This is a genomic window from Paenibacillus marchantiae (assembly GCF_028771845.1).
Classification (GTDB): domain Bacteria; phylum Bacillota; class Bacilli; order Paenibacillales; family Paenibacillaceae; genus Paenibacillus; species Paenibacillus marchantiae.
In genome coordinates this window covers 2,893,894-2,919,918 of sequence record NZ_CP118270.1, presented here as the reverse complement: position 1 = coordinate 2,919,918, position 26,025 = coordinate 2,893,894, and the positions used below count along the sequence as shown (strand labels likewise).

The window sequence follows — 26,025 nt, the reverse complement described above, 5'->3', positions numbered from 1 at the left end:
GTATGTTAAATTTTCTCTGTAGGTACATCATAACCCATAATGTGGAATTTGCGAATGAACCAAATAACGAAATCCGCCCCCTCCTTACTAATTCTGCTCAACACAAAAACCACGATGCTCTGCATGTTTTCATCATACAAAGAAGCGTGGTATGTATAACCCCTTTCCAACATCTGAACAGCAACCAACTATCTTTTAAAAAACATGTTCATTACACCAGTGGCTTTAATGTTGATCTCATTACCCTCAACATCCATAAAAGTCTCATTATACGTAGTAAAGATTCCCACATGCTGTATATGCCCGCTTCTGAAATTAAGACTTTTTTCCTGGCCGTTCGTGATCTGTGTATACGTCGTTTCATTGATGTCGTAGGAGACATGTATACCATGCTCGCTTTCCAGCCATTTATAGAAATCTGTTCTGGATGGATTGGTAATAATCATAATGACAACTAAAATGACAAGACTCATAACTAGTATTTTACGGATCAAGTTCGGTTCATAACCAAATCTATTCTTCATCTTTTTCATTCCGTATCTTTGTTATCATTTCAAGCTTTTTAGCCAATACCCATCCACTTAATCCATATGATGATGTAATGACAAAGTACAGATATTCCCCCTCGAGCAACTTGGTTTCCAGTTCTTCATCAGTTTCATACATGATAGGCCAGCCCTGACCTTTCCCTTTCTCCAACAAATCGCGATTGTAACTAATAAAATAATCCAAACCAACGTCGTCAATATCGAAGATAATGCTGCCTTGCAACGGAGTATCAAATGAATGTGCCAATACATCCGAGAAAAGGATATCCGTATCACCATGCAATTCAGGATGATGCGAACGTGTACGCATCCTAATCTTCTCATTCTCCAAATCGACTTCGTAACTTAATATGATGTTATCATGCACACTTGCCATTTTATGACCCCTTTCAAAGTTCCATTTTAACTCATTGGTTGCTCTGCTTATAATCTGTTAAGCAACTGCCCATCAAACCATACATCCTCATAATCTTCTGCAATCACAAACCGCCATCCCGGCGCAAGTCCGAGGTACTTCTTAATTTTTGGGTCCCAGTCATCGATGTGTGTTACATGTAAAGGTACAAAAAAATCATCTGTATCCGAGTAATTTTCTGCCCAAATATACCATCCGGTTGTATCTCCATCGGGCTGAATACGCATTCCATGGATCGGTTCCAACTTCTCTTTGACGTTCCAGGCGATTCCGATCTTATGGTGCAGTTCACTGGGTACATAGTCTGCGCTATATTTCTGGCACATCTGAATCTGTTCCTGGATGGATGCAGCATTTGTCATCATTGATCATCTCATTTCTCACATGTTGGATATAGCTAAGGTATTTCATAATATTTTTTATAGGTAGAGACCCACTCCTCTTTGGAAAAATCAACAAAATCATATGGCTCACACTGTCTAAGATAATTCAACTGCTCTCCCGCTGAGTCCTCGAGATTCTGCTCCAGATAAGTCACTGTCTTCTCATAACCGGCACCACACAGAAGCTGCACATTAATATAACTGCCCGTATCCTGATTCTTGCGTTTTGCCTGCCAGATCAGCCCAGTGTCCTCTACATTTCCGATGCAGAATAACATAATACATAAGGTTTTGAGATACTCATGATCCACTGCCTCTTGATTCTCAATCTCTTGCTGCAACAACTCTCTGATTTGCTCCCTATGTCTGGTATCTGGATCTAAACCGTACAACTCCAAGATCTCTTCTTCGTTCATTTCAGTACCCCTTGCCTACTTCAGAATATTGTTTAATTCTTCCGCTTTTTTCCTGCTATCCATTCTAGCATAGAAATAGAATTGAATTGTGTGAAGTACTTGTTATGTTAGAAGAATTTCGAATTAACACAGACTAGTTTCGCCTTCAAAATCACGAAAAAAAGAACTACTCTATGAAGAGTAGTTCTTCTATTGACCTATCCCCACACCTACTACTAAAGATCAAATCATCGATCCGTTATCAGCCATGTCTTTGCCTCTTCAGGATCAGCATAAAATGATACAGGTTGCCCCATCCCCAGGCTCTTCAATCTTCTTTTCAATTTCCAACGATTCATCCCTGATAGTCCTACAAATGAGAGCTTATCCACATGATCTTTGAGATTATTTATGTTGCAGATTAACTGATCCAAGACTCCTTTGGTAATCTTCGTCTCATACATATCCACCCAAACCTTGAGCTTTTTATTGATCCCTAAGATGAAAGCCTCTTCTTGTCTCATCACATCGAAAAGCTTATCTTGGTCCTTATGCTTGAATGGATTTCTCCACCTTTATAATAATAAGGAAAAATAGATCCACCTGGAGATTTCATGAAAGATCACTCCTTATATTTTGAGATTAATTTAGGCGTTGATCTCCGTAATCTCCAGATACATCTCCTGATTTTGCCGAATTATTTCATTCATGTGTAAAATAGCTTCCTGAGCAGCGGCTCGATATTTAGCGTATAGTTCTTCCGTTCTTTGCAGCAGGATTGGGTCTTTCTCCAAATCCGCAGGCAGGACCTCACGCCACGTGTCTCCATCTTTATTTTTATCTGTAATCAAACGCTCGATGTCGTCCAACAGAGTTACCATTTCATCTTGGTTAAAATAGTGCATCCCGTTTTTAATTCCATTCCAGCTCTTCATGTCGATAATGTTGTACGCCGAAAACCAATAAAACTCCGCCAAGCTCTTGGTATGGTTATGATAGGAATAGAACAAAAATATCGCTTGTTGTCCTTCATGTAATCGCCGATATACCTCTACTTTTGCTGCAACATCTTTACCCCGAACGGAGATCAACATCGGTTGGACGCACAGCCAGCTAAGCTGCTCAGAGCCTAAATCTTCTGGTTTGACATTAACTTTCAATAACATGCCCCTCTCTACTTGCGATGATTGTACATTCGAACTTCACTAGTCATATGTTAAGGATTCTTTGGTGTTTCTACTGCGGGATCACTCTCTCCACCCATTCTACGTCTGGACGTTTCTTTCCTGCCTGTCGCTGGAACATAGTTAGACACTTTAGCCAACCCGAATTTGGGCATATTCGCATAGATGGTCTCATATGAACCGGATTGAGCTTTGTACGTTTCATGATAAATCCCCACGCTTCCATCCGCTCCAATGGATTGGTTAAATCGTTTCCAAGCCTCCAAGTGTAGGCCACCGCGTGCGTATTTCTCCAATTCATCATAAGATCTCCAATATTGCAGCAGAGTCACTCCACGCCAGCTCATAAAAAATTCCGTCCCCAGAAACCCGGTATCTGGGTTCATATACAGTTCTTTGATCATCGGGCCCATGGATTTAAAAACAGGTAACCACTTATGTATGGCCCACAGGCGATTAACTCTCATTCCAATAATAAAAACAACAAACTCGCCATCGATCTCAGCCGAATATCTTCCCTTGTGTATGTTTGCCACATTACTCCTCCTTTTCATCTTGTTTGCCGTACTTCATCCCTACACCATTCTATATTGCAAAATCAGTTGAAGACCTTTGATGCCCATTTTCCGCTCGCCCATATCCAAAAAACCTGCTTTTAGATACAGCTTTTGTGCTGCAATATTCCCCTCGTTCACAGCTAAAATAATTTCATCGACCTTCGGATCAAGCTGCTTAACCAGTGTAGGAAGTTCCCTCATCGCAGCCAATGCATACCCGTTCCCCTGATGTTCCAACGTAATGGATAAAGCACGTACCAGTATTGTACGGGAAGTATCTCTTTCCTCTACGTATTCAGAATTTTTATGTAATATGAAGAAACCAACTGTAGTCTCATCATTTAAAATCACTACCGGATATTTGTTCGGATTATGGAAGGCTTCCTCAATTACATTCACAGGCATTGCAGTAAACTGAACCTGTTCATCACTTAACGAAAAATTAGCCAACTCTTGATTGTACTTCTCATTATATGGGGCGAGGCTAATCCGTTTTTCCATTTAGAATACCTCCCACTTTGTAAACAATTGTCTAAGTCTTTGGGCCGTTGTTTGTATAAACTCTTCTATAGCTTCCATAGATAAAATGTTCAAATCATCTAAGGGCTCATTTTCAAAGTTATTCAAAAAGTCTACTTTTTCTTTTCTATACTGATACACCTCTTGCTCCAGCAATCCACCTAAGTCAAACGCTTGACCTGCTTCCAGCTTATTCAATAAATCCTGGCCATCAGACCCTCTTCTCAAAATCATAAATTCCAGCTTCGTAACATCCTGCGTATAAATACTTCTTCCATTGGCATGTTCCTCAAATGCGGGATAAATCTCGAAGGTCCAAACCCGATCCGTATATACATGAGAAATGTAACCGCACAAATATTGCATGAACTTAGGCTCACTCTGCGCACGTTTCTTGTTTGAATTGAAAAATGCCCTGAGCTCTTCGTCTGTTGCGAAACGTCCTGCCTCTGGCATAAGATGAGTTTTTGCCTTTTCGGCTCTTTCATTCGTTCTCACATGAATGGAGTCAGGGGCAAGACTGCCCACTATAAATTCAGGGGTTGGATCAGATAATAATTCCGATGCGATTGCAAAATGAACCATGGGCCAAGGCATAATAATGCTCCTATCTCTATTAAAATAGCGATTTATATTTACTCTTGAAATATATTGTCCTATTCCCTCTGCAGATCTTCTTTATATCCTCTAGGGCTTAACGCAGAATTGTGAGTTCCCCTTGCATCAAATCTACCAATACAGGCTTCTGTACCTTGTTGATTGTGGAAATATCAATTTCATCTAGACTTTTAAAAACAAGCTCTAGCGATTCATTCTGTTCATCTTTAAATAAAAGGGTTGTTTGATCATCATCAAGTTTCCCATCCAACTCCGCGGTGACGTTGAACAAGAACATTACAAATACAACCTCGTTACCATCCGGATATGTATATTTCATTTTCTCACCTGTGTAGATGGATGCCAGTTCATATGAACTCACGTCAAGACCCGTTTCTTCTTTTACTTCTCTAATCATAGTTTCTTCAATACTCTCACCGGGCTCCATACCACCACCAGGTAATCCCCAATCGCCATAATCTGATCTTTTTTGCAGCAGTATTCTACCCATATGATCACGAATAATAGCTCCACCAGTAACGACAATTCGGCTTGTCATTAGTCATGCTCCTCTCTAATGGCTTACGCCCCGACTAGTAACCCTTTGGATTCATCATAACCCATGTATTGGTAAATGCGAATATCTAGTTCGTTCTTGCACGTAGAAAGGTTTGAGACAGAATCCGATGGCTGCCAGCGATGTTTTCAATTTCAATGCTATACTCCGACTCTACATATTCAATGTGATGATGTTCATAGTATTTTTTCCAGAATGAAACAGCCGATTGGTTATTAGCCAATTGCTCCACTTTGAATCTACCCTGAAATTGTGCAAACACCAGATCAACCGCTTGAGCTGCCAATCCTTGTCCACGATACTTTTTGACCAGAAATAGCTCTTGAACTGTATAGTCGACATCATCATCTACATATGGAGGAGAGCAAACCAGCACAAATCCGATTACCTTTCCTTCATCTAGAATAAAAAACGGATGTAATTCCGCCCGTTCCAGATAGAGATAGGTATTCGTTGGATCGAATTTACCCTCTTTTAGCAAATCCTCACCCGAGAATTCAGAAAGATCATACAGATAAAGGTTGTACAAGTTTAAAAATAATTCTTTCTGACTTTTATCGATTCTGGTGATCTGTACATTCATGTCATTACACCTCACTTTATTAATAAACCACAATTCCCCATCTTTAGTTGCATATCACGCCCCTGCTTACCACTTAAATGTATCGCTTCAACTCCAGTAAATATAGGTAAAATTTAATTTAAACGATGAAGAATCCTTTCCATCATAAAAGGTTATGTGTAACCAAAAACGGACACGACATCGTCGCGTCCATGAGTAATCTCACTTATTTGATTAGATAATTAACTACAGGATAAGAAATCACGTTCCGGTCTCTATAGGTTGAGATCACTGTTTCGGAATGCGTACTTAGAATCCCATTTTGCAACATGACAGGTCTAAATCCTCGCTCCATCGCGCCATTATAAGTAAACAGAACACATTCCTCGGCGGCAAATCCCGATATGATCAACAGCTCTACACCGTTACTCTTCAGAATCTGCTCCAAGTCTGTCTGCCAGAATGCATTGGAGCTCTCCTTCGTAACCTTAAGATCCTTCTCATTCACATCAACCTCAGAAATAATACGATACGCCTCAGAATTTGAATCCTCCATACCCTCCACGTCTTGTACATGTGCTACCACATGGCCGCTCGAACGAAGCACGTCTGCAACATGATTGATATATTCACAAGCGCGGTCAATTGCTTTTTGATCTAACTTATCTCGTACAATACTCTCTTGCATATCCACGATCAGAAAACCTATTTTCATATCATCTCTCCTCTTACTTTCTTTCTCAGCATCATGATCTGCCCAATATGATACGCATTATGAATACACAGATTGGATATGACATTCCACCATGGGGCATTGAAGTACGATGGAATGGTCATCCCTAATTTTGCATCATCACTTTCCTCTACAGCCTGTATCCAACGACTAAATGTTGCACCAATCTGTGCAATGCTTTTCTGCCAATCTTCTTCACTTACCTGGGATGGGTTAATAATGAACGTCTCATCATTATTTATGCTATTGTCCATAACCACTTCACCCTTCATGAACCGATCCAACCAAGTTTCATTCCAGAAAGTCAGATGATTCACCAACCTCCAGATGGATTGCCCCTCATCATTCAGCGATAAGGCCTGCGTAGCGGTTACATCACGTAACATCTCATCCAGCGGCACAAACCAGCTCTTGTCATGATGACAGGCAGCGAGTTGGTCCAACAGCACCAATTTGATACTCATGTTCGGCTCCTGTCTCCTTTCAAAATAAAAACAATTAGTCCTTGAACAACTCATTCAGCATCCGGTCGCGGTTTTCCAGGAAACTGCGGGTGATCTGATAATGTTCTGTATCCTCATATTCCACTTCCTGAATCCCATCGTCGAAGCTCAGGATGCATGCTCCCGGATATCCCAGTAGAATCGGCGAATGCGTCGCGATAATGAATTGGGAAGTGCCTGATAGATCATGAAGAATGCGCAATAAGGAGAGTTGACGGGCTGGCGATAAGGCGGCTTCGGGCTCATCGAGCAGATAAATGCCTTTGGAATTGAATCGGTTCACGAACAGATTGAGAAAAGACTCCCCGTGGGATTGTTCATGCAACGAACGCCCACCATAATACTTGAGCGACTCCGGCCCCAATTCTCTACATGCGATGCAAATTGATAAAAAGACTCCGAGCGCATGAAGAAACCATTCGTGATTTTGGGCAACCAGGATAGACGCAAATAGTCACCTAATGATGATTCAGCAGCATCAATCTCAAATGCATTATTTTTCCCGCCCCCTGCTGTGTTAAATCCACATTGATGAGCGATGCCTTCGAGCAGCGTGGACTTGCCCGATCCATTTTCGCCAACAAAGAAAGTAATGTTATTGTTGAATTCCAATCGCTCTAATGACTGTATGGACGGTATATGAAACGGATATTGATCCGGATTTTCGACTTTAGCAGACAGTAACTCCACACTTCGAAGATACATAGACACACTCCTATTTTATAAAGTTCGACTCCTGTGGTTTCAGTCCTGTTTATTGATCCACGGATGGATGATTTCTTTGCGGGTGATGATCTCAATGGTCCTGATAAAAAACCAGGTGAACCCGGCATAAAAACCGATATGCGGATATCGGAATGCCGCCGGTTTGTTGCCTTCGAAATAGAAGTGCCCAATCCAGGAAAGGGCGTAATGGATAAGTGCCAGAACCAGCATGACTTTAAAATTTATAAACAAGAAAATCCAAGCCGCAAACGCCGATAAAAATGCGAAATAATGCAAGATGAGGTTGTTCCGATCCTGATGTTCCTGAAGATAATAACGCAAATCTTTGCGAACACGATTCAACATCCGGTCACACTCATTTCACCCTAAAATGTGATCATGGCTCCTTTTTCATCAAATACGGCGGTTGGATTCCAAGTGACTTCCCAGCAGTTATTCTCCGGGTCCAGGAAATAAGCGATTCTCCCGCCCCAGGCAGCGTCATATGGCTCTCTGATTACATTGCCTCCGGCAGCGCGGATATTCGCAATGGTATCATCAACGTCTTCCGCTTGATCCACATTGATGGCCAGCAGCGTTCCTTTCAACCCATCAGATACACTGAATATCATCCCCGTATCTTTCTCCAGCTCCTGAATGGGATATAACGATAGCAATACACCTGTTGTTTCAAAAACACTGTATTGATCTGAACTGATTGCGGTCTCACTCCACCCAAGCTTCTGATAGAACGAACGCAGCTCAGGCAGATGCATTGCACCAATGGTGACCAGACTCACTCGTTGTGGAACCATAAATTATTCCTCCCATATCTTTTTAACATGAATTCGGAGTGTGGATGAGTTCTCCCGTTCCTACCACACCTTGTACCAAGGACGACCTTGATAGCGGGGATTGAGGCCGTTCGTCACGTGCTTTCGTCCGAGAATCGCTTGATTTCTTTGACCATCTGATAGCCTGGATCGGATAGCAAAGCGTTCATATGCAGAAAGCGGGTGTGCCCGAGAAGCGCGCAGTCCGTATAATCCATGAGCATCGAAGCCGAATAGACGCAGTTGCTTCCCCGCATCAGTCTTTCATGGCGAAAGGTAGCTTTTCAATTACACATTCCCTATATTAAACGACGAACAGACGGATGACAAAATTATGGTTGACGGCGGCAGATCAGCTTCTATATTATGTAGGAAGAACGTTCTGCATAAAAACATAAAATGAATTGGCGTGTTACCACCCCAGAGGGCATGAGCCAAGAAGCGAACATGAGACTATACTCGCTTCTTGGCTCTTTTTGCGTTCCGGAGACCTGGAAGCGTTAACTTTAGAAACGAGGAGGCGGTGAACCGTGAGTAAAGGAATGATGCTGCAGGTGGAGCGGGTCGTCGGCAGCAATATTGTTCTGGCCCGGTCGCACCAGAATACCAAGGAGTACGTACTGATCGGCAAAGGGTTGGGATTTGCGTTCAAGGTGGAAAGCACCATTCAGTCCGATGATCCGCGGATTGAGAAAAGGTTCCGGCTGGAGGACCGGGAGGAGTGGGGGCAGGCGCAGGAGCTGATGAAGGACTTGGACCCCAATGTCATCGACATCTCTGACCGAATTATCCGTCTCATCGCTGATCAGTTTCCCGGCAAGCTGAATGACAAGATCTACCTTGCTCTTCCAAGTCATATTCAGTTCACCTTATATCGTATCCGCAACGGGATGGAGATTCTGAATCCTTTCCTCACGGAGACAAAGCTCAGTTTTCCGAAAGAATTCGAAATCGCCTCGGAAGCGGCGGCCATGATCGGAGAGGCATTTGGCGTAGAGGTACCGGAGGATGAGGCCGGGTTCCTGACATACCATGTGTACTCCTCCGTGAATCACGTCCCTGTCGGACAGTTGGTTAAGGTATCCAATGTGATCAGCAAGCTTCAGTCCATTATTGAAGAGCAGGGTGGCGTTCGCTTTGAGCAGGGCAGCCTTAGCCAGGCAAGACTCCTGATACACCTGCGCTTCTCCATGGAACGCCTGTATCAGCAGCCGATGACGGCCCCCACTTTCGCACAATATGTGAAAAATGAATATCCGTCCGAATACCAGCTGGCCAGAAAGCTAAGTGCTGTAATGGCCGAGGATTTGGGTACAGAGGTACCCGAGGAAGAAACGGCTTTTCTCGCCATGCATTTATACCGGCTTTTTCAAACCCAAGCCAAAACCAACAACAGAGAGGATAACACACAATGATCTGGAAATGGAAAAACAATAAATCTGCCAAAACATCTGAGACAATATCCGTCGTCTCCCCACTCACCGGAACCTGCGTCAGTTTGGAAGAAGTGCCTGACGAAGCGTTCGCGCAAGGACTAATGGGTCCAGGAGTTGCAGTGATTCCCCAGGAGGGCAGGCTGGTCGCACCTATCGACGGCACTGTGGTGCACCTGATTAAATCGCATCATGCCGTAATGATTGAGCATGCTTCTGGGCTACAGCTGCTGCTGCATATCGGTATGAATACTGTCAGTCTGAAAGGACAGGGCTTCAAACCCCAAGTGCAGACCGGGGATCAGGTCGCTGTCGGTCAGACCCTGATCGAATTTGACCTGAATGCTATCGTTTCGGCTGGTTATCCGGTCATCACCCCTGTCATCGTTGCGAATGCGGCAGAACAGCCGTGGGAGTCACACCCGACGTATGGCAACGTAGAAGCGGGCTTGGGAACTATCATGAAAGTCAGCTTGCCCAAATAACATGAATCTAAAAAAGAAAGGAAGAACAATATGCTGAAAGCATTGCAAAAGCTAGGGAAATCCCTGATGCTTCCTGTAGCAACCCTGCCTGCAGCAGGTATTCTTCAAGGCTTGGGTCTTCTTAATTATGAAAAGGACATTCCGCTTGGACCCGTGATAGGGGGATTTCTCAATCAGTATGTAGTTCCATTCATGAATGAGGGAGCGGGGGCGATCTTTGGCAACCTTGCGCTCATCTTCGCCATCGGGGTGGCAATCGGACTTGCGGGGGATGCGGTCGCCGCTCTTTCCGCCCTGATCGCTTATATGGTGCTGATACGGATTCTGGGAGCCGTTCCAGGTGTATTCGGTTATATTCCTGACGATGTCAAGCTGGATACGGGCGTTTTGGGCGGGATATTTGCCGGACTGCTTGCAGCCTATATGTATAATAAATACCACAATATCAAGCTTCCTGACTGGCTCGGCTTCTTCTCCGGCAAACGCTTTGTGCCGATGGTCACCGCCGGCTCCATGCTGGTGTTGGCCATCCTGATCGGCATGATCTGGAGCCCGATTCAGGATGCCATCGGCGCTTTCGGCGCCTGGATTGTAGGCTTTGGCGGCTTTGGCTCCATGGTGTTCATGATCGCCAACCGCCTGCTCATCCCGCTCGGTCTGCATCATGTTCTGAACTCCATCGCCTGGTTCCAGATCGGGGATTATACCAATGCAGCCGGGGAAGTCGTGCACGGGGACCTAACCCGCTTCTTCAACGGAGACCCTACGGCAGGCATGTTCATGTCTGGATTCTTCCCGATTATGATGTTCGCTCTTCCGGCGGCGGCGCTTGCCTTGATTCATACAGCCCGGCCTGAAAAGCGCAAAATGGTCGCTTCGATCTTTATCGGCGCAGCGGTGGCTTCGTTCTTAACGGGTATTACCGAACCGCTCGAGTTCTCCTTCATGTTCGCTGCGCCTCTGCTGTATGTGGTGCACGCTATTCTTACCGGTGTAGCGGCACTGATCATGTACCTGCTGGATGTTAAGCTGGGCTTCGCCTTCTCCGCAGGTCTGATTGATTACCTCGTGAACATGAAGCTATCGACGAATCCGCTGCTCATGATTCCAGTCGGACTCGCATTTGCGGTCGTCTATTATTTCCTGTTCCGGTTCATGATTCTCAAGTTCAACCTGAAAACGCCGGGACGCGAGGATGACGCTTATGATGCCGATGGCCACACTCATGCTTCCGCCGTGGCAGCGGCGTCTGGCGACACCAAGGCTGGCAAAGTGCTCGCCGAAATCGGTGGAACAGATAATATCGAGAGCATCGATGCTTGCATCACTCGCCTCCGTCTTGTTGTTAAAGACGACAAAGCCGTCAACGACCAGGCCCTCAAACAGCTTGGCGCTTCCGGCATCATGAGGCTTGGTGGCGGAGCTGTACAGGTCATCTTCGGCACCCAGTCCGAAATTCTGAAGGATGAGATTAAGAAACTGATGTAACGCTCGTCCTCCTTTGAGTTCAAAAGGTCGAGAACAGGGGTATGCTTTACCCTGTTCTCGACCTTTTTTATTACCAAGAAGCGCATGATATTCTTTTGAGTGGCCGTGTCTTCTTTTGGTCTATGAGTTTTAATATACAAAGTTAATATACAAATCTGCGCTGCGCCCAATAGCTGAACACAAAGATCGATACCTCTGTTAACAGCTTGGCTGCAATCAGCGGGATAATCAATTTTTCATTGTAGAAGTACAACAATCCGTAATTTAATAACAGCACCAGAATGACCAGTGAGAAGTACTTCGGTAAAGACTGACGGACTCTGGACGTTTTCCCAGCTGAAAATACATATTTCCGATTGATCGTATAGTTGAAGATGGAGCTGCACAGTCTCGCTGCAACGACCGATAGGAACAGATTATGCGTGAAGTACTGGATCACGAACAGTAAGCCAAAATCGATCAAGGCCGATAACACCGAAGACGTACTGAACATCAGAATCGGCATATAAATGCGGAATGAATCTACCAATGGGCGAAAATGAGAAGATTTGTTATGATCCAGATAGACCGTATCAATAAACTCCTCTGTAATCTCATACCCTTCTTTATGTGCTGTTAGCAGCATGTTCATTTCATATTCAAATCTTTCCCCCGGTATCTGGCACAGCCAGTCCAGCATCGAGTACGGAAAACCTCGCAGGCCTGTCTGTGTATCGTATACTTTCGTACCTGTCGTGAGAGAAAAGACACCTCGTGTGACCGTGTTGCCAAAACGACTGCGCGCTGGAATGGTTCCACTGAACCGACGGCTACCCAGTACAATCCCCGGATTCGTTTGCTCCAATATTACATCAAAGATACGTTTGATATCATGCGGTAGATGCTGTCCGTCACTGTCTGCGCACACAATACCGCCCTGTGGGCCATGTTCCTTAATATATTGAAATCCTGTCTTGAGTGCACGTCCCTTGCCCAGATTAACTGTATGTGTCAGGACTGTACACCCATAGGCTTCTGCCGTCTCGAAAATCCCCCTGTAACCTGGTCCGCTACCATCATCTACAATGACAATGGGTCCTAACTGAAACGTCTGCAACTGCAACACGAGATTCAATAAACGAACATCCGGTTCGTATGATGGAATTAATATGGTCATGATCATTGTCCCTCTTTCAGATAAAGGATGTCACTTACGCCGCGTTCCTGGTTTCTCCCCAGCGGATTATTAACAACCCGACCCATGAAATACATTGTGGATGAACCGCCGCCGTCCAGATTGTAGGCTTCCGTTGCTCCAAGACCTTTCATGACATCGGCAAGCTCTGCCAGCGTCATGCCACGGCTGTCATCCTGCCGTCCGTCAACCACAACAAATACATAATGATTCGGGGCGATCATGCCGATTGCAGTTCTCGGATTGGCATCCTGGATCGACCGGTTACCAAAGTTGTTATCGATTTTCACACTGCTGAAGTCACTTACAATCTCACCGTCCTGAATCAGAATCGGTCCAAAAGATAGCGTATTGGTCGCACCTTCCGCCAGCAATTCCGATGAGGATTCTTCTGTCTCGTTATATGTCTTCATCGTGCCATCACTGAACAATGCCATCGCATCACGCACCGGATCATCCCGATATACCGTACCATTGCGGATAATTACGCCATCATCACGGAAGCCGTAATAGTCACCATTGATGGCAAAGATGGCATTGTTGGCCAATGCTATCTCTGAGGTGTTTTCGGTAATATTCGTGCCAAAGCTGTTATCTGCCAGAGCCGAGCGCAGGCTACTCGCATCTGTCAGCTGTACATCTGCGACGTAATACGTAATCTGATCTGAGCCAGAGCCCGTCTGCACCTTGTCGATCTTGACCTGCATATCATCGCTGGAATAGTTCCAGTCATCTGACGTTGCATTTACTTCAGTCGTCGGGGTTGAAGTATCATTAGAGGTGCTGGTTACTGATGTATTGTCATCCGCTACAACAACCTGTACATGCCGGATTAAGTAGCGATCTGCCAGGCTGTATATCACGGTACCAAGGCCCAGAACAATAACAAGGATAATCATCAGCCATTTGCGCCTTGGTTTTGCATTTTTATATGGGTCGTTCTCGTTGGTTTTTGGATAGATCTTCATCATGTGAAGTTCACCTCTTCATCTAAGTTCTTAAGGCTCATCATAGGCGGGCTAGCTTAAATGAATCTGAAACAGGCTGAATGCAAAAAAAGAAGGTCATCCTTTCCCCCGAGAGGAAATCAGACAACCTTCCATATAAGTGATAATGATGGATCTCAATCTATATATGTACCCCAAATAGGGACTAGTACGATGCTAAACAACTTTCTATAAACGTGACTGTTCACCGGCAAAAAAAGCATCGTATGCAGGGCAGGGCTGCTTTTCTAGATAATCCATTAACGCTTGTGGTTGCTTGGTATAAATATCCTTCAAAGACGTACCCTCGTAGATATTGCCGATCACGACTGGGTGGCATAACTCACAGATGAGAATATCCCCATTACCGTGTAAATGCAGCTGCTTCGTCCCATCCACACAATTGGAGAAATACACACCCGGTTGTTCTCGTAACCCCAATTGCTCCGCGAAACGATCCATACAGGTAAAATATAATGTCGTATCTTCTTTCTTGTGCTTGATCAGATCATTTACGGACTGGATGAGGGACTCCTTGGAGGCAATCTTGCTCCATTTACTGTGTGGCATCACGATGCTGTTCTGAATCTCATGGATGCGCACACCCAGTTCATAGACTTTATCGCTAATAGCTTGCATGTTCGCTTGGGTGCCTTCAAATAGCAGCGTTTCTAGCACAGTTTCCAGCCCCGCTTCAGTACAAAGACGAATGTTGTGCTCCAATCGCTCATACATGCGCGGATGTACACGATAATATGCTGCATATGCATCCCGATCTGTATAGTTAAAAGATATATGAATATTGGACAAGCCTGCATCCCGCAAAGCATGAATTCGTTCTTCCGTTAGCAGGCTGGCATTGGTATTTAATTGCGTGTCGATGCCATGTTCCCCACAATACGTCACAATCTCCAGGCAATCCTGATATTTCAGGGTCACCTCTCCCCCGGACAAACGCACCCGCTTGAGCCTTGGAAGCTCACGGATGATTCGAATCACTTCCTGACCGCTGATGCATTGCCCATCGTCCCGATTGTAGGCGCAGCAATAGTCGCATTTGTAATTGCAATTGGAGGTCACGCCGACCTCCAGTCCTTCCAGTTCATATACGCCGGGTGTTTCAAGTTCAAGTGATTTATATTTGTTTTTCGCTGTCAATTCGATGTACCTCCCGATTCCTTATCCATGTTTTTTCAACTTGGAGATTATAGCGGATCTCGGTAGATGCACGATATGACATTATGTACGTTGGGAATCATTCATCATTTGAAATCATAATCGGATCGAATAATCGCATACATTTTCAAATCCTGCATTTCGTTTTTAATTTTCATAAACTTGCGTAAAATCCCTTCGAATTTCATCCCTGTCTTTTCCATGACCTTTGCGGAGCCGATGTTACCCACCAGACATTTAGCCTGAATTCGTTCCAACCCGATGTCTTCAAATCCAAATTGAACGATTCGGCTAACCGCTTCCGTCATGATTCCTTGGCCCCAGTACTCATTGGATAACACATAACCTAATTCCACCCTCATACTGTTGCTGTCGCATCCTAAATAATTGCAGCTGCCAATCAACTTCTTCGTTTGTTTATCCTCAATCCCCCATGGTCCCAGCTTATCCACCTCATATCGACTCATGACAAAATCAATAAAGCCTTTCGTATCCTCCTTGCTCTGATGTGCGTCCCAAGTTGTGTACTCCGATACAGCAGGAACCGCGCAATAACGGTACATCTCATCCAGATCAGCATAGGTAATGGGCCTAAGGAGCAATCGTTCTGTTTCCAATACCGGAAATGGGTCAAAATAACTTTCAATGAACTTCATATGTATGCCTCCCCAGCTTATACAAATTAATTTAGCAACTGTTGCTGATAAGAACTCACACTATCCAGTTAATCTGTTTTGTTCTGGCTTCCCGCTTCTTGATCTACAGATTCATAACTCACAAAACGCTTGAGACTTTCTTTGGTTTTGGAGCTGGTTGCTTCATATTCCGCCCATACTAAATAGAACAAACCCAGGATTAAAGCAGCTATACTCCAACTTTGCGGAGCGGTTCCCACATAATTCAGCATCTCCTGAAACAATTCCGAATTCCACGAAGCCACACCAGAACCAAAAATGGCAGCACTCAAATATCGAACACTGTACAGAAATGCCGCTATGACCAGCAGCAGTGTCCCTGTAGTTCTACGACTCACACATATTCCCCCCTTTATAAAATCACGGCCATAACCTCTGGTGCTTCCATTGCCCTTGATGCAGAATATATTGAATTCGCACATGCTTTCGTTCCGAGTCTCCCTGCCAGAACTCAACTTCCTTTGCGTTCACGGCGTACAGTCTCCAATTCGGTGTCACAACATCAGGATCTCGACTGATCCGCTCCTTCTGAGCGGCAATGGCGCGTTCCAATTCTTCCTCACTCTCCAGCTCCTGACTCTGTCGTCCTGTCATCGCAACTGCGCGCGCACCTGCCGATCTTTTCCGAAAATCCGCTGCACCTGCTTCCTCGCCCATATCCACGGCTTCTCCTCTTATGCGGATCTGTCTGCCCAATGTAGGCCAGTAAAAGGTCAGTGCCACATGCGGATTGTTCTCCAGCTGCTGTCCTTTTCGACTCTCCGAGCCAGATGCAAAATAAAAAGCTTCGTCAACTACGTCTTTCATTATCAATACTCGTGCATCAGGAAAACCATTCGAATCCACTGTCGAAATCGTCATCGCATGAGGTTCTTTCACCCCGTAATCTATAGCCAGTCTCAGCCATTCCAGAAAAAGATCCCCTGGTCGATCCGGTAACTGTTCGGTGTCCCAAGTCGGAAAAGGTCCAGACAAGGACTTCAACCCACGCAACAAATCACTTGGTTTATTAATCATATCTGCAACCTCCTTATACTTCCATTTCATTCCATTGTAGCGTAGTAGGCCATTTTCTCAACTATTTGTTTTGAAATGATTGATATGTTCTAATGAAAATTGGTATGAATGTACCCAGCTTAAAGTTAAGCCAGAACAGCTTAATATCTTTGCTGCACCTGTCGTTTATTGGATTGCTGAATCTAAATATGTTGATGATTTTGAATTACGTGCTATTTACTCGGAAGAGGTTTTAGTCGGTTTTCTCGTATTCTGTGCGAACCCAGACAAGGATGATAACTACTGGATTCCTGCCATAATGATTGACGAGAAGCATCAAGGAAAAGGTTATGGCAAGGCAGCAATGAAAACTTTGATTCAGCTTATGCGTATTTCAAATTGCACAAGAATCATGATTGGACACCGACCAGACAATCTAATTGCAGGAAAGTTGTATGAATCTTTAGGGTTTATAAAAACTAGTGAAGAAGTAATAGATGGTGAAATAGTACGTCTGCTTCAGATAAACTAAATAATATATATAAAGACTGACGGCACCTGTCGGCAGTCTTTATATACTCCCTTTTCTAACCTAGATGACTCATCATATTCATGCTGCTAAACTCCCAACCATTCACTCCTTTTTCAAGCGTATGAACACTGGTATTCCCAATAGAATGAAACACCGATGTATTGGTCCAATTTTGGTTTCCTAAGAGATAATAAAGGATGTTGATTACTCCGCCGTGCGTGACCAGTAGAACATTCGATTTGATCTGTTGCTCCTCTATACTTCGGCATAAATCCCGAAAGGATGTACAGATTCTGTTATAAAAATTCCGAGGACTTTCTCCTCCTGGAAACGGGTTATCCATTCCAAGAGTGTTAAAATAAACTCCTGCATATTTCACTTCTGCTTCCTCATTTGGCATTCCAGCCAAATCTCCGTTGTTCATTTCTCTCCAGTCTTTCAGATAAAGCCCCTTTATGTTCAGTCTTTTTTCAAGCTCTTTGGCAGTCTGTACTGCACGCGGAAGATCACTGCTAATCACCGTGTTTATCTTATATTGCTCTGAATGATGGTACAGGTAATCTCCGAGCCTCGCCGATTGATTAATACCTTCCTCAATGAGCCCTCGCTGACTCCAGCCACCTCTGTAACCCTCCTCATCCATCCCGTGCCTTACTAAGAAAATTTTCAAGATATCTCCTCCTCTATTTGAAACCCTTATAACAAACCCCGGCCCTAGATCTTCCATCTTAGGTCGGGGCTTATGTTTTTATCTGACAAACGTATTGTGAACTCGAACTGATTTGATAAAATAAGGAATCCATATGGCACAGGTGAGTACCGACCTGCCTATCCCTTTTAACGAACTTCCATCCTCAAGTTCTACCGCCATAGGAATCTGAAGTAACAACAGATAATCAATAATGCCCACGGCTAGACTGACACTGTAAAACATAATCATAAGACGAGGGAATATCGATTTCTTTCTATAAAACGTAATCAGCGTATATACGCTAAATACTAAAAATAGCACATTATATACCGTTTCAAAAATGAGAACCGGGCCCCACCATGCGTGATAATAGTCAGATTGTTTGGAAGTTAAGAGCTCCCAAGTCTCTCTAGTCATTGAAGGTACAAGGTATTGAAATAATTGCACAACAAGCATAATGATGGTGAGATAAAGTCCAATATGGACGAGAATCAACCATCCCCCAAGTCCTGATATACCCAAAGGTCTATAATCAACCTTCTTTTCTTCAATTTGTGGTTCCACTAAATAACATCTCCTATTCTGTTTTGTTATTCTGAGATGATTCCTCTTTCTCGTGTAAACTTTTACACAACTGTATTATTATACAATGCGAGGAAGAGGTATGATGCCAATTTCTCCAATTAAAGCCATTGACCAACAAAAGAGGGTTACTCTTCAAAAGATAATCCCTCTTCTTCAAGTGCTTGTCGAAGTTTTGGCATTGCAGAAGGCCCGATCCCGTGCAGCTTCAAAATCTCTTTTTCGGAGTATTGCGAGAGTAGCTGCAATGACGTAATTCCCTGATTCTCCAGCGCACGTCTGGCGGGTGCAGACAGCAAGGAAAGAAATCCCTCTTTCGGTTTCCGTTCCTTCTCACAGACTGGACAGGTCGGACAATCGCTACTTTTGTAATAGGAATGCCCTTGTTCGCATGTTCTTAGTGTTCCTTTTGCGTTTACCATGCAGTTCACACCTTTCCGTTTTATGTTTATGGGATAACAATTATCTCGTATCTCGGATTTAGCTACTCAACCAGTGCTCAACATCGGAGATCTTATCCTCGTATTGTTTTAAAGCCTCTATAGTCCATGTAACTTGTGATGTTCCCAACTGTTGCTCTTCACCGTCTGTGCATTCAATCCACAAAGAGCGTTTCAGACTGTATTCGAGCCAATCCAATTTCCCGGAAAAACCAATTTCGAGAACCCTTCTCCAATTGGCGTTTAAATTCCCCACTCGAGACCGATATCCATTTATAAAAGCCAAGAACCTTTCTTTGCCCACGTTTCCGGTCTGATCCATAGACCAATACATCGCTGTTTCCAACAGATCATGCATCGGATTGATATAACCCGCTGATTTCCAATCAATAATGATGGGGTTGTCCTGCTGCCACATCACGTTCTTAGGTTCAAGATCTCTATGGCTAATAACTGCATCTGAAGCCAGTATTCCTGATGCATTTTTTGCCTGAGCACTCCACTCATAGAGCTTTTGAATGTTATCAGCTAATAAGATTGTCCAATCCGAATTTTCTGTCTGCCCTTTGTTTAAATAATCATTCCAATCGGTTTCTTTGGAATCATCCAACTGAAGGTCAGGAATATGAAGCTGTGAAAAATCAGTTATATGAATCTCCGCAAGAATCATGCCCATATGCTCACAATGGGTTTCGATTACTTCATGAAGCTCCAGACTTTTACCATCGATCCAGTCAAATATAAGATAACATTGATGATCTAAGATCTGCATTGAAGAACCGTTTATCACTTTGGCAGGTTGAGCATGGATAAAATTTGCTGCCACGTTTGCTATTTTTTCGGATTGGATATAATTCTGCATAGCTGTAGGTCTACTCATAATTTGAGGATTCAGTGCTTTCACAGCATATTTGGCATGTGTAGTTTCAATGGCATACATGCGATGTAAAAGCCCACCCGAGATTGCCTTGGGCTTACTGTTCAACTCACCAAGTTCTAATTCAGCGACGAGTTTTTCGAATTTTAGATTATATTGAACATTACTCATACGTTACAACACCTTTTGGAAACTACCAATATCCAATCTGCGATCAAATTTATATCCCACGCCTTTAAACATCGCACATTGCTCATACCCATGCTTTTCGAACAGGGACTTGCTGCGTGTGTTTTCCATGCATACCGTAGCAATTAAGGTGTAGAACCCTTGCTCGCGCGCAACATTCTCTATAAATCGCAGTGCCGTTCCACCAATGCCCTTCCCTACAATATCCGGTTTCAAATAAATGGTTACTTCTCCCGAGAAGTCATAGGCTTGTTTGCTCTTGTATTGCGTAATTAGCACATACCCTTTAATTTCGTTCTCTTCTTTAATGACAAACGATTTAAAGCGCGGATCTCTGTTTATGACAGATGCCTTGATTTCTTCCAGGGTCAATTCTTCAGTATGAAACGAGATAGTCGTGTTGGAAACGTAGTAATTATATATTTCTCTGACTTCAGTCAAATCCTGCTCCGTTATTTCTTCAAAAGAGTAGATGGACATTTCCATTTTCATACTGATAAATAACATGTCCTCGCCATTCACTTTGCTATGAAACTCCTTATCTCTTTTAAAGCCTGTCCGCTCATACACTTTAATTGCTCGTTCGTTGAATGTGGCAACCACCAGTCGAAAATGAGAACTATTAAATTGGTTTTGTAAGAATGCTAAACTTTGTTTAAGGAATACCGATCCTTTCTTTTGCCCTGTCAGATCTGGATCTAATCCAAGGCCTATATCCAGATATCCTTCTTCTTGATACAGTCCGATTAAGGTTCCTCCCGGTACACGTGCTGATTCCCCACAACAAATAAATCCCACTACCCTCTCCAGTTCATCCAGGACTGAAAAGTACTCCCCATTCATTAATTCTTGAATATCTTCATTGGATTTAGAGAAACTGTACATCGCATATTCATTTTCATACTTCCAGGTAACGATTTTTTCTGCATCAACTATTTTCATTGGATGATAGGATAAAAGCATGAATAGCCCCCCTTTTTATACACTTACGGGTTTAATGAAGTCGATAGAGACACCATCATTCTTTTTCATACAGACTGGCACTCCAGTTCCCCTGTTTCATTCTGCGAATGTATTGGAATCCATAGTCTTTATAGTATTGATTAAGTCTCAGGTTATCTGCCATGCAATCTAGCCTGATCAAGGTTTTACCTTTTTGCCTAATGTTCTCTTCTGCTGATTTTAGAAGGAGCAGGCCTATATTTTGCCCTTTAAAATCTCTATTCACTGCAAATCGGTGTATGTATCCGGAATTGGTGTTGTCGAGCTCTTCCCAAATCAGGGGATCTGACCACGTTAAGGTATACGTCCCTACGATTTCATGATTTATTTCAGCAAGATATACGTCAGATCCATCCGTCATGAATTCATTTACTTGTTCCAAATTGAAATACTCAGGACGCCATTGAAATATCTCTTTGGAGTTCAGCCATCGGGCAGACTCCTGCCATAGGTTCAACACAATGGAAGCTTCTTCCGGTAATGCAAGTCTAGTTATGAGTTTAGTATTAATTTGCTCCATCAAGATCCCTCGCTTATTCAAAAGTTTAATACCTTTAATACCCCTATCAACCACGCTGCAAATCGTTCTTTCTCCTCGAACTGTGGGTAATGAGCCGATTCTTCAAATACAACAAAATCTTTTTCGGGTGCTCCAAGCTCATCGAAATAATCCCTTGCCGCATCCACAGACGTCATATAATCATACTTTCCCATAACAAAAAAAGTCGGTATCTCCAGCTGATCTACAATGTCTGGCAAATGGTTGGTGGACCCCTCCTTCAGGAGAATTTCTTGTGTAGCCTGCACTCCCATCGAATACCGAATCACATCCAGTGCATTATATTCGGTTCCCAAAAGAAAGCCGAGCATATAGTCCCTGTTGTCATCAATAAGCCTAGCCGCACCGCCGTATTTGCGAACCAACTTTCTTGGTGTGTACTGCTCGCCTCGCTCAATCGGAACTCGAAGCCGTTCCAGACTTTCCACATCCGCTGTGCTGTTGGCTTGTCTCGCTTGTGCGATCGTATATTCCAAACTATCCAACTCGCTCTGCACAGTATCAGCTACTTGTCCAATACCTATATAAGCAACGAATTTTTCAGGTGCTTTGGCCGCCGATTTTGTCCCTATGTATGTACCAAATGAATGACCGACCAGCGTAACTTTTCTTTGCCCCAGTTCGGCAGTGACGTAATCCGTTAATGCCAGCAAATCATCTACAAGCACATCTGAAGTCACATCCGAATAATCCTCCATGAAATGATATGACTTTCCACTTCCACGTTGATCATAATGCACAATAGTAAAATGTTGCTCAAGCTCCTGCTGATACTTCCTTACATAAGGAATCTCGGAGCAACCAGGGCCACCATGTACATAAAGAAGGATAGGATTGTTCCGATCTACCCCGCGAATCATAACCTCATGACCAACACCATTGATCTCGACCTGTCCTAACGTGCTGATACTATTCTCTCCCTTGATCCCAGGGGTCCAAGTGGGAAAGATCAGAGCAATTATTACGAGTAAAAGAATACTAAGCATGGCGCGTCTGAATATTTTAATCGACCTCTTACGCATCAGATGGCTCCTCCGGCAGGTATTCGTGTGTTTATTAAGTGGACTCCAAACTTCTCACTTGTTACTCCTTACTGCTCCTTGTTACTTCACTTTATAAAAATACGGTCCGCACATGGATTCATGGGTATGTACATACGTCCACGTGAACGCTTGGTCAAAAATATAAATATCCTGTTCCGAATCAAAATCTTCTGCGATGACCTTATTCGCATTCTGAAATACCTGTATGAATGGTGTATGTTGATACATGACATACAATTCGTTTTTATTTTCGGCATTAAAAGCATCTCGTGCTGCATCGTCTGTTAGGCAATCCTGTTTCTCATAACTGAACATATGCCACTTGTACTGGCTATAATAGATAGCCTCTTTTACCTCTTCACTGATGCTCTTGGCAAATGTGTTATCCCATTTCTGTATAATTCCTTCGGATTCCTCGCACAATTCAGTCACAAGGACCCCCTTGTCCTCCAAATTTTTGTTATACATATATTTGCGGTGCACTAGCTCGATTCGCGAGTAAATCACGTTCAGTTCATGTTCCGGTAGAGCATCCAGCAGCTCATTAATTTCATCTCTAATCATCATAACCTCCGAAGTTTGTAGGATTTAAGATTTAAGATTTAAGATTTAAGGATTTAGAATAAACTAGCATTCCAGTTACTCACCGTTTGCTTCTTCTCGCAGCAAATAGGCCAATCGGTACATTTCCGCGATATCATATCTATTCTGTTCTTCAAATCTCCTTATCGCTTCACCAATTTCCACAACCTCTACGGCAATTACCTGTTCCCCATCCATCGGATTCAGCGGTTGGCCAACGAGTTCAACTTCTCCATAGCCAATAATTCTCACAAAATGAGGATGTGGAATATGCGGTCTATACGGCTCAGGTGCACTCGACATGCAATGAAATTGTCCAAACACCCGATACGTGACCAACTTGGCTCCGAGCTCCTCCATCACTTCACGTTGCAGACCATCCATATACTTCTCTCCTACCTCCAACGTTCCTCCGGGCAGCTCCCATTTTCCGTTATCGATCTGAAAAACAACCACTCGTTCCCCCACAAACGGGATAATGCTCACATTGCTTACCAGCGTTTCATCCACGATGTCATTCAATCTAAACTCCGCTTTAACAATTCCCCAATGAATCGATGTGCTGAGCGCCGGGAACTGTTCCCGATCCAAAGTCTTCATTTTTCTATCCGATCCTCTCTATGTAAAACAAATCTTCCATTATAAGTTCTATCTCTCATTATAGATCAAAAAAGAAAAAAGAAGGCCACTTTTCCCATCGGGAATCCATGGACCTTCTAATGTTATTTCAGTTGAACTAAAGAAAGTTTACACTTTCCACTCTGACCACTAATGGTGTACCAGTTTCCCGTTTTCCAAAAAGAGAACCCGATCACATAGCGGCAAAATCCGCTCATCATGCGTAACCATGACTGCACTCTTGCCCTGCTCCTTCACGAGCCGTGCAATCATGCTCACAATATCCAGTCCACGTTCCGCATCCAGACTGGCTGTCGGTTCATCCGCCAGCAGGACGGCCGGATCATTCATCAAGGCTCTGGCAATGGCAACCCGCTGGCGTTCTCCGCCAGAAAGCTTCTCGGAATATGCCTTACGTCGATGCGATAAGCCTACCGTATCCAGCAACTCATCGACCCGCTTCTCTGCCTTGTTTTTGTCCGTTCCAGCGAGCTTGGCGACCACCATCAGTTGTTCTTCCACTTTCAGATACGGAATGAGGTTGGCACTTTGAAAAATAAACCCGAGCTGCTGGAGCCGTACATCGGATATGTCCTGTTTGTTTTTGCCCATAATCGATGCGCCATCCAGCATAACCTGTCCCTCCGTCGGTTCAAGTAGTGCACCTGCGATGGACAGAAATGTACTTTTGCCTGAGCCAGAAGGCCCCATGACCGCGACGAGCTCTCCTTCGGCCACCTTAAGATCCAACTTATCCAATATCGTCCGTTTGACTCCACCATCTTCAAAAGTCTGTGTAATTCCCTGCAATACCAGTCGGTTTCTCATGCTGCTGTCCTCCCAATCGCATCAAGCGCATCAATTTTGGTAACCTTCCACACCGAGAATAGCGAACCCGCCATAGACATCACCACGAATAACACACACGTTAGTGCCAGGGTGGACAAGCCTAATTGAAACGGCATCGAAGCTGGCAAGATCGATTCAAACAGCTGAACCAACAGCACACTGATCACCAGACTGCCGATGGACAGAAGCAATACTTGCAACGAAACACTGCCCGCCAAATATGAATTTCGCGTCCCAATGGCTTTCAAAATACCAAATTGACTCGTTTTCTGAATCGTGATGACGTAGAAGAATACCGCAAGCACAAACGCCGAGATAACAAATAAAAAGGCAATCATCATGAGTAGTGAGCCCTGCTCTTCCTTGTACCCAGGAATGGCCGATACCGCATCGGACTTCGTAATTACTTCCGTATTCGGCAAAGCGGAACTGAGGCTGTCTACCTTCTCACCTGCATCTTTAACGGCAATCGCACTGTATTCCGGAGCATTGGAGTCTGCTGTCCCTTGCGAAGTACGAGAACCTTCTTGAATAGCGAGCCATTCCTGCTCGTTCAGAAACACAACCGGTGAGTGACTGAAGGACTCATTTTCCACAAATCCACCCACGGTCCACTTCGTTCCCGAGGCTTGATCGACCAGTTCCGTTCCAATCCTCACGCCAGATTCAGACAGCTTTTGATCCACTACAACCTGCCCGTCTTTCAGATCCGTGATTGGAGAGCCTTCCGTTACGGTTGGAGCCAGCCAGCCTTCCGGGTTCACCATGAATAGCGTTACATCAATCTTCTTCGTGTCACCAGCTGGACTGACCGTTGTCATTTTCACACCCAGCGGTTCAGCGTTCTCTTGCCCCACAACGGAGCGTGTCTGCTCCAGCTGGTCCTGATTCACCTGGGAGCGGGTAAACCGATGATTCGAATCCTGCTCCAGAACAAAATGGGTTGCTGCCATATTTTTGATGGATGCCGCGTTATCATACGCAAGCCCCTGTGCCAGACCTGTGACAAACAAAACCAAAAATGATACAAGCACCATAATTGTAGCAATTAATGCATATCGCCCTTTGGCAAACCTCATCTCTCTAATAGCCAAGTACATATTCTCTGACCTCCTCT

General features: G+C 44.0%; 36 protein-coding genes and 2 pseudogenes. 4 read left to right on the top strand and 34 right to left on the bottom strand.

Annotated features, from left to right (window positions below; all coding sequences use genetic code 11):
• Nucleotides 1-188 precede the first annotated feature (188 nt).
• The 17 genes and pseudogenes from PTQ21_RS13440 to PTQ21_RS13360 all read right to left on the bottom strand — a co-directional run.
• Complete coding sequence (locus PTQ21_RS13440; protein WP_274570196.1) at nucleotides 189-524, bottom strand: hypothetical protein; 336 nt, start codon at nucleotides 522-524, stop codon at nucleotides 189-191.
• A complete protein-coding gene (locus PTQ21_RS13435) occupies nucleotides 514-924 on the bottom strand; it encodes a hypothetical protein (RefSeq protein WP_090808474.1) in 411 nt (136 codons plus the stop codon). The genes PTQ21_RS13440 and PTQ21_RS13435 overlap by 11 nt, the downstream gene beginning before the upstream one ends.
• A gap of 47 nt (nucleotides 925-971) precedes the next feature.
• On the bottom strand, nucleotides 972-1,328 hold the full coding sequence (locus PTQ21_RS13430) for an immunity protein Imm33 domain-containing protein (protein ID WP_274570195.1): 357 nt from the start codon (nucleotides 1,326-1,328) through the stop codon (nucleotides 972-974).
• A gap of 32 nt (nucleotides 1,329-1,360) precedes the next feature.
• The gene (locus PTQ21_RS13425) at nucleotides 1,361-1,762 is read right to left on the bottom strand and encodes a hypothetical protein (protein WP_274570194.1); all 402 of its coding nucleotides are present in this window, start codon (nucleotides 1,760-1,762) and stop codon (nucleotides 1,361-1,363) included.
• A 227-nt stretch (nucleotides 1,763-1,989) separates the two neighbouring features.
• Entirely contained in the window at nucleotides 1,990-2,265 is a 276-nt protein-coding gene (locus tag PTQ21_RS13420) for a hypothetical protein (protein WP_274570193.1), read from the bottom strand.
• Between the two features lie 123 nt (nucleotides 2,266-2,388).
• The gene (locus PTQ21_RS13415) at nucleotides 2,389-2,907 is read right to left on the bottom strand and encodes a hypothetical protein (RefSeq protein WP_274570192.1); all 519 of its coding nucleotides are present in this window, start codon (nucleotides 2,905-2,907) and stop codon (nucleotides 2,389-2,391) included.
• 50 nt (nucleotides 2,908-2,957) lie between these two features.
• A complete protein-coding gene (locus tag PTQ21_RS13410; RefSeq protein WP_274570191.1) occupies nucleotides 2,958-3,461 on the bottom strand; it encodes a DUF4188 domain-containing protein in 504 nt (167 codons plus the stop codon).
• Nucleotides 3,462-3,500: 39 nt separating this feature from the next.
• Nucleotides 3,501-3,983 carry a GNAT family N-acetyltransferase gene (locus PTQ21_RS13405; protein WP_274570189.1) on the bottom strand — a complete coding sequence of 161 codons (483 nt, stop codon included), beginning with the start codon at nucleotides 3,981-3,983 and terminating at the stop codon, nucleotides 3,501-3,503.
• Entirely contained in the window at nucleotides 3,984-4,586 is a 603-nt protein-coding gene (locus PTQ21_RS13400) for a zinc dependent phospholipase C family protein (protein WP_274570188.1), read from the bottom strand. It lies immediately after the preceding gene.
• Nucleotides 4,587-4,695: 109 nt separating this feature from the next.
• Nucleotides 4,696-5,157, bottom strand: coding sequence for an NUDIX domain-containing protein (locus PTQ21_RS13395; RefSeq protein ID WP_274570187.1), 462 nt, complete (start codon nucleotides 5,155-5,157; stop codon nucleotides 4,696-4,698).
• An 85-nt stretch (nucleotides 5,158-5,242) separates the two neighbouring features.
• Nucleotides 5,243-5,758 carry a GNAT family N-acetyltransferase gene (locus tag PTQ21_RS13390; RefSeq protein ID WP_274570186.1) on the bottom strand — a complete coding sequence of 172 codons (516 nt, stop codon included), beginning with the start codon at nucleotides 5,756-5,758 and terminating at the stop codon, nucleotides 5,243-5,245.
• Between the two features lie 205 nt (nucleotides 5,759-5,963).
• Nucleotides 5,964-6,452 (bottom strand): cysteine hydrolase family protein, encoded by a 489-nt coding sequence (locus tag PTQ21_RS13385; RefSeq protein ID WP_274570185.1) that lies wholly within the window; start codon nucleotides 6,450-6,452, stop codon nucleotides 5,964-5,966.
• Nucleotides 6,449-6,934, bottom strand: a complete 486-nt coding sequence (locus tag PTQ21_RS13380; protein WP_274570184.1) for a DinB family protein — start codon at nucleotides 6,932-6,934, stop codon at nucleotides 6,449-6,451. Before PTQ21_RS13380 ends, PTQ21_RS13385 begins: the two co-directional genes overlap by 4 nt.
• 34 nt (nucleotides 6,935-6,968) lie before the next feature.
• Nucleotides 6,969-7,678: pseudogene (locus PTQ21_RS13375) on the bottom strand (AAA family ATPase).
• A gap of 39 nt (nucleotides 7,679-7,717) precedes the next feature.
• Nucleotides 7,718-8,044: a DUF962 domain-containing protein gene (locus tag PTQ21_RS13370; RefSeq protein WP_063564077.1), complete on the bottom strand. Its 327-nt coding sequence runs from the start codon at nucleotides 8,042-8,044 to the stop codon at nucleotides 7,718-7,720.
• A gap of 20 nt (nucleotides 8,045-8,064) precedes the next feature.
• A complete protein-coding gene (locus PTQ21_RS13365) occupies nucleotides 8,065-8,493 on the bottom strand; it encodes a VOC family protein (RefSeq protein WP_274570182.1) in 429 nt (142 codons plus the stop codon).
• 116 nt (nucleotides 8,494-8,609) lie between these two features.
• Nucleotides 8,610-8,762 (bottom strand): annotated as a pseudogene (locus PTQ21_RS13360) (IS1380 family transposase); the annotation flags it as partial.
• Nucleotides 8,763-9,041: 279 nt separating this feature from the next.
• Here PTQ21_RS13360 and PTQ21_RS13355 point away from each other — a divergent pair.
• The 3 genes from PTQ21_RS13355 to PTQ21_RS13345 are packed head-to-tail and all read left to right on the top strand — an operon-like array spanning nucleotide 9,042 to nucleotide 11,917.
• On the top strand, nucleotides 9,042-9,926 hold the full coding sequence (locus PTQ21_RS13355; protein WP_274570180.1) for a PRD domain-containing protein: 885 nt from the start codon (nucleotides 9,042-9,044) through the stop codon (nucleotides 9,924-9,926).
• Complete coding sequence (locus PTQ21_RS13350; RefSeq protein ID WP_274570178.1) at nucleotides 9,923-10,429, top strand: PTS sugar transporter subunit IIA; 507 nt, start codon at nucleotides 9,923-9,925, stop codon at nucleotides 10,427-10,429. The genes PTQ21_RS13355 and PTQ21_RS13350 overlap by 4 nt, the downstream gene beginning before the upstream one ends.
• A gap of 30 nt (nucleotides 10,430-10,459) precedes the next feature.
• Nucleotides 10,460-11,917 (top strand): PTS transporter subunit EIIC, encoded by a 1,458-nt coding sequence (locus tag PTQ21_RS13345; protein WP_274570177.1) that lies wholly within the window; start codon nucleotides 10,460-10,462, stop codon nucleotides 11,915-11,917.
• A 142-nt stretch (nucleotides 11,918-12,059) separates the two neighbouring features.
• Here PTQ21_RS13345 and PTQ21_RS13340 read toward each other — a convergent pair whose 3' ends face one another.
• The 6 genes from PTQ21_RS13340 to PTQ21_RS13315 form a co-directional block, all read right to left on the bottom strand.
• Nucleotides 12,060-13,073 carry a bifunctional glycosyltransferase family 2/GtrA family protein gene (locus PTQ21_RS13340; protein WP_274570175.1) on the bottom strand — a complete coding sequence of 338 codons (1,014 nt, stop codon included), beginning with the start codon at nucleotides 13,071-13,073 and terminating at the stop codon, nucleotides 12,060-12,062.
• Between the two features lie 2 nt (nucleotides 13,074-13,075).
• Complete coding sequence (locus PTQ21_RS13335) at nucleotides 13,076-14,062, bottom strand: phosphodiester glycosidase family protein (RefSeq protein WP_274570174.1); 987 nt, start codon at nucleotides 14,060-14,062, stop codon at nucleotides 13,076-13,078.
• 204 nt (nucleotides 14,063-14,266) lie between these two features.
• The gene (locus PTQ21_RS13330; RefSeq protein ID WP_274570172.1) at nucleotides 14,267-15,235 is read right to left on the bottom strand and encodes a radical SAM protein; all 969 of its coding nucleotides are present in this window, start codon (nucleotides 15,233-15,235) and stop codon (nucleotides 14,267-14,269) included.
• 104 nt (nucleotides 15,236-15,339) lie between these two features.
• The gene (locus PTQ21_RS13325; RefSeq protein ID WP_274570170.1) at nucleotides 15,340-15,909 is read right to left on the bottom strand and encodes a GNAT family N-acetyltransferase; all 570 of its coding nucleotides are present in this window, start codon (nucleotides 15,907-15,909) and stop codon (nucleotides 15,340-15,342) included.
• Nucleotides 15,910-15,977: 68 nt separating this feature from the next.
• Entirely contained in the window at nucleotides 15,978-16,286 is a 309-nt protein-coding gene (locus tag PTQ21_RS13320) for a hypothetical protein (protein WP_274570168.1), read from the bottom strand.
• Between the two features lie 22 nt (nucleotides 16,287-16,308).
• The gene (locus PTQ21_RS13315) at nucleotides 16,309-16,965 is read right to left on the bottom strand and encodes a pyridoxine/pyridoxamine 5'-phosphate oxidase (RefSeq protein ID WP_274570167.1); all 657 of its coding nucleotides are present in this window, start codon (nucleotides 16,963-16,965) and stop codon (nucleotides 16,309-16,311) included.
• A gap of 79 nt (nucleotides 16,966-17,044) precedes the next feature.
• On the opposite strand from PTQ21_RS13315, the gene PTQ21_RS13310 reads away from it, so the two are divergent.
• Nucleotides 17,045-17,476, top strand: coding sequence for a GNAT family N-acetyltransferase (locus tag PTQ21_RS13310; RefSeq protein WP_274570166.1), 432 nt, complete (start codon nucleotides 17,045-17,047; stop codon nucleotides 17,474-17,476).
• Nucleotides 17,477-17,531: 55 nt separating this feature from the next.
• Here the strand turns inward: PTQ21_RS13310 and PTQ21_RS13305 are convergent, their stop codons facing one another.
• The 11 genes from PTQ21_RS13305 to PTQ21_RS13255 all read right to left on the bottom strand — a co-directional run bounded on the left by PTQ21_RS13305 (nucleotide 17,532) and on the right by PTQ21_RS13255 (nucleotide 26,008).
• Nucleotides 17,532-18,146: a histidine phosphatase family protein gene (locus PTQ21_RS13305; RefSeq protein ID WP_274570165.1), complete on the bottom strand. Its 615-nt coding sequence runs from the start codon at nucleotides 18,144-18,146 to the stop codon at nucleotides 17,532-17,534.
• 78 nt (nucleotides 18,147-18,224) lie between these two features.
• The gene (locus PTQ21_RS13300; protein WP_076290060.1) at nucleotides 18,225-18,731 is read right to left on the bottom strand and encodes a DUF2569 domain-containing protein; all 507 of its coding nucleotides are present in this window, start codon (nucleotides 18,729-18,731) and stop codon (nucleotides 18,225-18,227) included.
• Nucleotides 18,732-18,877: 146 nt separating this feature from the next.
• A complete protein-coding gene (locus tag PTQ21_RS13295) occupies nucleotides 18,878-19,171 on the bottom strand; it encodes an RNA polymerase alpha subunit C-terminal domain-containing protein (RefSeq protein ID WP_274570164.1) in 294 nt (97 codons plus the stop codon).
• A 58-nt stretch (nucleotides 19,172-19,229) separates the two neighbouring features.
• A complete protein-coding gene (locus PTQ21_RS13290) occupies nucleotides 19,230-20,237 on the bottom strand; it encodes an aminoglycoside phosphotransferase family protein (RefSeq protein WP_274570163.1) in 1,008 nt (335 codons plus the stop codon).
• A gap of 3 nt (nucleotides 20,238-20,240) precedes the next feature.
• Nucleotides 20,241-21,197 carry a GNAT family N-acetyltransferase gene (locus PTQ21_RS13285; RefSeq protein ID WP_274570162.1) on the bottom strand — a complete coding sequence of 319 codons (957 nt, stop codon included), beginning with the start codon at nucleotides 21,195-21,197 and terminating at the stop codon, nucleotides 20,241-20,243.
• 76 nt (nucleotides 21,198-21,273) lie between these two features.
• A complete protein-coding gene (locus PTQ21_RS13280; protein ID WP_274570160.1) occupies nucleotides 21,274-21,777 on the bottom strand; it encodes a GNAT family N-acetyltransferase in 504 nt (167 codons plus the stop codon).
• A 17-nt stretch (nucleotides 21,778-21,794) separates the two neighbouring features.
• Complete coding sequence (locus tag PTQ21_RS13275; protein ID WP_274570158.1) at nucleotides 21,795-22,838, bottom strand: alpha/beta fold hydrolase; 1,044 nt, start codon at nucleotides 22,836-22,838, stop codon at nucleotides 21,795-21,797.
• An 81-nt stretch (nucleotides 22,839-22,919) separates the two neighbouring features.
• On the bottom strand, nucleotides 22,920-23,426 hold the full coding sequence (locus PTQ21_RS13270) for a DUF4275 family protein (RefSeq protein ID WP_274570157.1): 507 nt from the start codon (nucleotides 23,424-23,426) through the stop codon (nucleotides 22,920-22,922).
• Nucleotides 23,427-23,498: 72 nt separating this feature from the next.
• Complete coding sequence (locus tag PTQ21_RS13265) at nucleotides 23,499-24,041, bottom strand: NUDIX hydrolase (protein WP_274570156.1); 543 nt, start codon at nucleotides 24,039-24,041, stop codon at nucleotides 23,499-23,501.
• 168 nt (nucleotides 24,042-24,209) lie between these two features.
• Nucleotides 24,210-24,887 carry an ABC transporter ATP-binding protein gene (locus PTQ21_RS13260; RefSeq protein WP_090954250.1) on the bottom strand — a complete coding sequence of 226 codons (678 nt, stop codon included), beginning with the start codon at nucleotides 24,885-24,887 and terminating at the stop codon, nucleotides 24,210-24,212.
• A complete protein-coding gene (locus PTQ21_RS13255) occupies nucleotides 24,884-26,008 on the bottom strand; it encodes an ABC transporter permease (RefSeq protein ID WP_274570155.1) in 1,125 nt (374 codons plus the stop codon). Before PTQ21_RS13255 ends, PTQ21_RS13260 begins: the two co-directional genes overlap by 4 nt.
• Nucleotides 26,009-26,025: the final 17 nt, after the last annotated feature.

Coding starts and splice junctions, on each gene's coding strand:
- PTQ21_RS13260 (WP_090954250.1), bottom strand. CDS start 24,887: ATGAGAAACCGACTGGTATTGCAGGGAATTACACAGACTTTTGAAGAT.
- PTQ21_RS13265 (WP_274570156.1), bottom strand. CDS start 24,041: ATGAAGACTTTGGATCGGGAACAGTTCCCGGCGCTCAGCACATCGATT.
- PTQ21_RS13285 (WP_274570162.1), bottom strand. CDS start 21,197: ATGAAAATAGTTGATGCAGAAAAAATCGTTACCTGGAAGTATGAAAAT.
- PTQ21_RS13405 (WP_274570189.1), bottom strand. CDS start 3,983: ATGGAAAAACGGATTAGCCTCGCCCCATATAATGAGAAGTACAATCAA.
- PTQ21_RS13415 (WP_274570192.1), bottom strand. CDS start 2,907: ATGTTATTGAAAGTTAATGTCAAACCAGAAGATTTAGGCTCTGAGCAG.
- PTQ21_RS13400 (WP_274570188.1), bottom strand. CDS start 4,586: ATGGTTCATTTTGCAATCGCATCGGAATTATTATCTGATCCAACCCCT.
- PTQ21_RS13435 (WP_090808474.1), bottom strand. CDS start 924: ATGGCAAGTGTGCATGATAACATCATATTAAGTTACGAAGTCGATTTG.
- PTQ21_RS13425 (WP_274570194.1), bottom strand. CDS start 1,762: ATGAACGAAGAAGAGATCTTGGAGTTGTACGGTTTAGATCCAGATACC.
- PTQ21_RS13370 (WP_063564077.1), bottom strand. CDS start 8,044: ATGTTGAATCGTGTTCGCAAAGATTTGCGTTATTATCTTCAGGAACAT.
- PTQ21_RS13290 (WP_274570163.1), bottom strand. CDS start 20,237: ATGAGTAATGTTCAATATAATCTAAAATTCGAAAAACTCGTCGCTGAA.
- PTQ21_RS13295 (WP_274570164.1), bottom strand. CDS start 19,171: ATGGTAAACGCAAAAGGAACACTAAGAACATGCGAACAAGGGCATTCC.
- PTQ21_RS13390 (WP_274570186.1), bottom strand. CDS start 5,758: ATGAATGTACAGATCACCAGAATCGATAAAAGTCAGAAAGAATTATTT.
- PTQ21_RS13430 (WP_274570195.1), bottom strand. CDS start 1,328: ATGATGACAAATGCTGCATCCATCCAGGAACAGATTCAGATGTGCCAG.
- PTQ21_RS13335 (WP_274570174.1), bottom strand. CDS start 14,062: ATGATGAAGATCTATCCAAAAACCAACGAGAACGACCCATATAAAAAT.
- PTQ21_RS13350 (WP_274570178.1), top strand. CDS start 9,923: ATGATCTGGAAATGGAAAAACAATAAATCTGCCAAAACATCTGAGACA.
- PTQ21_RS13365 (WP_274570182.1), bottom strand. CDS start 8,493: ATGGTTCCACAACGAGTGAGTCTGGTCACCATTGGTGCAATGCATCTG.
- PTQ21_RS13275 (WP_274570158.1), bottom strand. CDS start 22,838: ATGCGTAAGAGGTCGATTAAAATATTCAGACGCGCCATGCTTAGTATT.
- PTQ21_RS13380 (WP_274570184.1), bottom strand. CDS start 6,934: ATGAGTATCAAATTGGTGCTGTTGGACCAACTCGCTGCCTGTCATCAT.
- PTQ21_RS13440 (WP_274570196.1), bottom strand. CDS start 524: ATGAAGAATAGATTTGGTTATGAACCGAACTTGATCCGTAAAATACTA.
- PTQ21_RS13395 (WP_274570187.1), bottom strand. CDS start 5,157: ATGACAAGCCGAATTGTCGTTACTGGTGGAGCTATTATTCGTGATCAT.
- PTQ21_RS13280 (WP_274570160.1), bottom strand. CDS start 21,777: ATGGAGCAAATTAATACTAAACTCATAACTAGACTTGCATTACCGGAA.
- PTQ21_RS13385 (WP_274570185.1), bottom strand. CDS start 6,452: ATGAAAATAGGTTTTCTGATCGTGGATATGCAAGAGAGTATTGTACGA.
- PTQ21_RS13315 (WP_274570167.1), bottom strand. CDS start 16,965: ATGATTAATAAACCAAGTGATTTGTTGCGTGGGTTGAAGTCCTTGTCT.
- PTQ21_RS13325 (WP_274570170.1), bottom strand. CDS start 15,909: ATGAAGTTCATTGAAAGTTATTTTGACCCATTTCCGGTATTGGAAACA.
- PTQ21_RS13420 (WP_274570193.1), bottom strand. CDS start 2,265: ATGAGACAAGAAGAGGCTTTCATCTTAGGGATCAATAAAAAGCTCAAG.
- PTQ21_RS13345 (WP_274570177.1), top strand. CDS start 10,460: ATGCTGAAAGCATTGCAAAAGCTAGGGAAATCCCTGATGCTTCCTGTA.
- PTQ21_RS13270 (WP_274570157.1), bottom strand. CDS start 23,426: ATGATGATTAGAGATGAAATTAATGAGCTGCTGGATGCTCTACCGGAA.
- PTQ21_RS13255 (WP_274570155.1), bottom strand. CDS start 26,008: ATGTACTTGGCTATTAGAGAGATGAGGTTTGCCAAAGGGCGATATGCA.
- PTQ21_RS13340 (WP_274570175.1), bottom strand. CDS start 13,073: ATGACCATATTAATTCCATCATACGAACCGGATGTTCGTTTATTGAAT.